This window comes from Pseudomonas sp. K5002 (assembly GCF_013386655.1).
GTDB lineage: Bacteria > Pseudomonadota > Gammaproteobacteria > Pseudomonadales > Pseudomonadaceae > Aquipseudomonas.
The window spans coordinates 1-3947 of the sequence record NZ_JACARK010000363.1; the positions used below are offsets into that span (position 1 = coordinate 1).

5 protein-coding genes are annotated in these 3947 nt (G+C 60.2%); 1 reads left to right on the plus strand and 4 read right to left on the minus strand.

Features of this window, described 5'->3' with window-relative positions; genetic code table 11:
• The 3 genes from HX846_RS17495 to HX846_RS17505 all read right to left on the minus strand — a co-directional run.
• On the minus strand, positions 1 to 545 hold a 545-nt coding region (locus tag HX846_RS17495; protein ID WP_178965786.1), incomplete at its 3' end, for a response regulator.
• Between the two features lie 124 nt (positions 546 to 669).
• Positions 670 to 1431, minus strand: a complete 762-nt coding sequence (phoU, locus tag HX846_RS17500; RefSeq protein WP_003213392.1) for a phosphate signaling complex protein PhoU — start codon at positions 1429 to 1431, stop codon at positions 670 to 672.
• 72 nt (positions 1432 to 1503) lie between these two features.
• Positions 1504 to 2274 carry a phosphate ABC transporter ATP-binding protein gene (locus tag HX846_RS17505; RefSeq protein ID WP_178965787.1) on the minus strand — a complete coding sequence of 257 codons (771 nt, stop codon included), beginning with the start codon at positions 2272 to 2274 and terminating at the stop codon, positions 1504 to 1506.
• A gap of 401 nt (positions 2275 to 2675) precedes the next feature.
• On the opposite strand from HX846_RS17505, the gene HX846_RS17510 reads away from it, so the two are divergent.
• A complete protein-coding gene (locus HX846_RS17510) occupies positions 2676 to 3086 on the plus strand; it encodes an NUDIX domain-containing protein (RefSeq protein ID WP_178965788.1) in 411 nt (136 codons plus the stop codon).
• Between the two features lie 142 nt (positions 3087 to 3228).
• Here the strand turns inward: HX846_RS17510 and HX846_RS17515 are convergent.
• Positions 3229 to 3947, minus strand: a 719-nt coding sequence (locus tag HX846_RS17515; RefSeq protein ID WP_178965789.1) for a LysR substrate-binding domain-containing protein, incomplete at its 5' end; no start/stop codon positions are given.

A 3947-nucleotide genomic window follows, 5' to 3' on the forward strand; every position in this document is an offset into this window, starting at 1 on the left:
GCAGCCACCTGCACCGGCGGGCTGTTGAGCAGGCCTTTGCTGGGCGCGGCCACCGGGGCCGGCTTGACTGCGTCAGGCTTGCCACCAGTGAGGGCGCTGAGGGAATCGTTACCGAACGCCGAGTTCATCTTGGTCGGTGCGCTGGCGATCAGCGCGTCGAGGCGGCCAATCTTGTTCAGTGCCTGCTTGACCTTGTTCAGCAACTGCTCGTTGGTGAATGGCTTGCTGACGTAGCCGGAAACCCCGGCCTGGATCGCCTGCACCACGTTTTCCTTGTCGCCACGGCTGGTCACCATGACGAAAGGCATGGCTTTGAGATGAGGCTGTTCACGGCACCAGGTCAACAGTTCCAGGCCGGACATTTCCGGCATTTCCCAGTCGCACAGCACCATGTCGAAGGTTTCGCGCATCAGGATGGCCTGGGCCTTTTTGCCGTTCACCGCATCTTCGATCTTGATCCCCGGGAAGTAGTTACGCAGGCACTTCTTCACCAGGTCGCGAATAAACGAGGCGTCATCCACCACCAATACACTGACTTTGCTCATCGACCCTTCATCCTATAAAAACCCCGGCAAGCATAACGCTTCGCTGATGGCGTTTTGCCAAAAATTCCAACACCACAAACGAAAACGCCCGACCAAAGGCCGGGCGTTTATTTCTCGGGCAATCTTACTTATCGTCAGGAACGCCCGGAACATTAGGGATTTGATCGGTCGTACCTTCAACTTCTGCTTTCATCCGCTTGAGGCCCATGTGCCGCACGTCGGTACCCCGCACCAGGTAAATCACCAGTTCCGAGATGTTGCGTGCGTGGTCGCCGATGCGTTCCAGCGAACGCAGTACCCAGATGATGCTCAGTACCCGTGAGATAGAGCGCGGGTCTTCCATCATGTAGGTCGCCAGTTCGCGCAGCGCTGTCTTGTATTCGCGGTCGATGGTCTTGTCGTATTGGGCCACCGACAACGCCAGCTCGGCGTCGAAACGGGCAAACGCGTCGAGGGCGTCGCGAACCATGTTGCGCACCTGGTCACCGATGTGGCGCACTTCGACATAACCACGCGGCGCTTCGCCTTCCTCACACAACTGGATGGCGCGGCGGGCGATCTTGGTGGCTTCGTCACCGATGCGCTCCAGGTCGATCACCGACTTGGAGATGCTGATGATCAAACGCAGGTCGGACGCCGCCGGCTGACGACGGGCCAGGATGCGCAGGCATTCTTCGTCGATGTTGCGTTCCATCTGGTTGATCTGGTCATCGATCTCGCGCACTTGCTGGGCCAGGCCCGAGTCGGCCTCGATCAGCGCGGTGACGGCGTCGTTGACTTGCTTCTCCACCAGCCCGCCCATGGCCAGGAGGTGGCTGCGCACCTCCTCAAGCTCGGCGTTGAACTGCGCGGAGATGTGATGGGTAAGGCCTTCTTTGCTAATCATGTTGGCGTCCTTGGAACGTCCAGTAAGGTGCGGTCGACCGCAGCATCAGTTCAGTGAGCAACCAGCCACCTGCTAGCCGTAGCGACCGGTGATGTAGTCTTCGGTCTGCTTCTTCGCCGGGTTGGTGAACAGGGTATCGGTGTCGCCAAATTCCACCAGCTTGCCCATGTACATGAACGCGGTGTAGTCGGAAACCCGCGCCGCCTGTTGCATGTTGTGGGTCACGATGACGATGGTGAACTTGGATTTGAGTTCGTAGATCAGCTCTTCGACTTTCAACGTGGAGATGGGGTCGAGTGCCGAGCACGGTTCGTCGAGCAGCAGCACTTCCGGCTCCACGGCGATGGTGCGGGCGATCACCAGGCGTTGCTGCTGGCCGCCGGACAAGGTGGAGGCGCGCTGGCTGGCCAGGTCTGCCAGGCCGACGCGGGCCAGGGATTCCATGGCGAACTGTTTTTCCTCGGCATTGAACAAACCGAGGTTGCCGCGCCAGCGCGGCATGCGGCCCAGGCAACCGAGCAGTACGTTGTCGAGCACGCTCAGGCGGTTGACCAGGTTGAACTGCTGGAAGATGTAGCCGATGTCGGCGCGCAGGCGCCGCACCTTGCCATTCAACCGCCCGCTGGCCTGCACTTCCCGGCCCAGCACCTTGACGCTGCCGCCGTTGCTCTTGTCGCAACAGGCCAGGCCCGCGAGGTGGCGCAGCAAGGTGGACTTGCCGGAGCCGGAAGCGCCAATCAGCGCGACCATCTCACCGGTGGCAACGGTGAGTTCGAGGTCGACCAGCGCGGATTTCTTCGCAAAGGTCTTGTTCAGATGATCGACATGGATAGCTGGAGTCATGGGCTTCTCTGTCTGGTTGAACAGCCATCCGTGGCTGCGTTTGAGTTCAAACGACAGTAGGCGCGGGCTGTGTCAGCCCTATGACTTGCACATGACTGGAGTAAAACCGTTTGATGAAGGTTTGATGAAAGGTTGGAAGTAGCTGTAGGACGTTGATCGTTCCCAACGCTCTGCGTGGCAATGCCGCCTCGGACGCTCTGCGTCCATTGAAGTCTTGCGCAGTGGTGACGCGGAGCGTCACGGGATGCATTCCCACGCAGAGCGTGGGAACGATCCACTTGGGCCTGCTTCGCAGTCCAGCGGGAGCAAGCTCCCTCGCCACAAGGTCTTCGCCCGGCATTGGAAATGTGCCGGACTGTGGTGCAATAGCTGGCCGCCAATATGTGCAAAAGGACAACGTGATGGGAAAAGACAAGGCATGTCCGGTCATCCTGCGAACCCGCCAATCCCTGGAAATCCTCGCCTTCAAACACCCACTTGCAGGTCTTCAACTGGTCAAGGGCAGCTTGGAGCCTGGCGAAAGTACCGAGGCTGCGGCAGTTAGAGAGTTGCTTGAAGAGGCCGGGATAACCGGCAAGGTGATACGTGACCTGGGCACTTGGCACTCAGCGTCCACGGGGCATACATGGGCCTTTCATCAATGCCTGATCCCTGAAGACCTGCCAGATACCTGGACCCATTTTGCAAAGGATGATGGCGGCCACGAGTTCCAGTTCTTCTGGCACCCGCTGGCGAGCGAACCGTCAGAAGAGTGGCATCAGGTGTTTAAAGATGCCCTGGAGTTTCTAAAGCCGCGCCTTGCCGAGATCTAACTGGCAACGTAAATCCAATGTGGGAGCCGGGCTTGCCCGCGATAGCGGTGGATCAGCAACAGTTTCAAAACCTGATACACCGCTATCGCGGGCAAGCCCGGCTCCCACATTTTGATTTTCATCAGGTTCAAATTCGTCGGTGTTATTGGGCGATGCGGGCGCGCAATCGCGGCATCACAAAATCCAGAAACGCCCGCAGCTTCAGCGGCAACGGCGACTGCCCTTTGTGCACCAGGCTAATGGGCAGCGGCGCCGACTCGAACGCCTCAAGCACCACCGCCAACGCCTCCTCCCGCACTGCATCCGCCACTTGATACGAGAGTACCCGAATCACCCCAACCCCCAACGTCGCCGCCGCAATCGCCGCTTCTGCGGTGTTCACCGACAACCGCGAATGCACCGGTACCGAGAGCCCGGTTTTACCCGCGCCAAATCCCCACGCCCCTTGGGACGCCAGCACTTCGAAGGTGATGCAGTCATGCCCCGCCAAGTCCTGGGGCTCAGCGGGTATGCCGCGAGCGGCCAGGTATGCCGGGCTGGCGCACACCACCCGCCGCACCGTGCCCACCTGCATGGCCTTGAGCGAGCTGTCGGGCAACTCGCCAATGCGCACCGCGACGTCGCAGTGTTCTTCCATCAGGTGCACGACGCGGTCGGTGAGGATCAGGTTGATGTCGATCTCCGGGTACTGCGCGAGGAATTCCGCCACCACCGGCACGATGTGCAGCCGCCCGAAGACCACTGGCGCGGTAACGACCAGTTCGCCCCGGGGCTGGGAATATTCGCCAGTGGCCGCGCGCTCGGCCTCGCTGATGTCTTCAAGAATGCGCCGGCACGCGTCGAGGTAAGAGGCGCCGGCAT

Coding starts and splice junctions, on each gene's coding strand:
- HX846_RS17510 (WP_178965788.1), top strand. CDS start 2,676: ATGGGAAAAGACAAGGCATGTCCGGTCATCCTGCGAACCCGCCAATCC.
- phoU (WP_003213392.1), bottom strand. CDS start 1,431: ATGATTAGCAAAGAAGGCCTTACCCATCACATCTCCGCGCAGTTCAAC.
- HX846_RS17505 (WP_178965787.1), bottom strand. CDS start 2,274: ATGACTCCAGCTATCCATGTCGATCATCTGAACAAGACCTTTGCGAAG.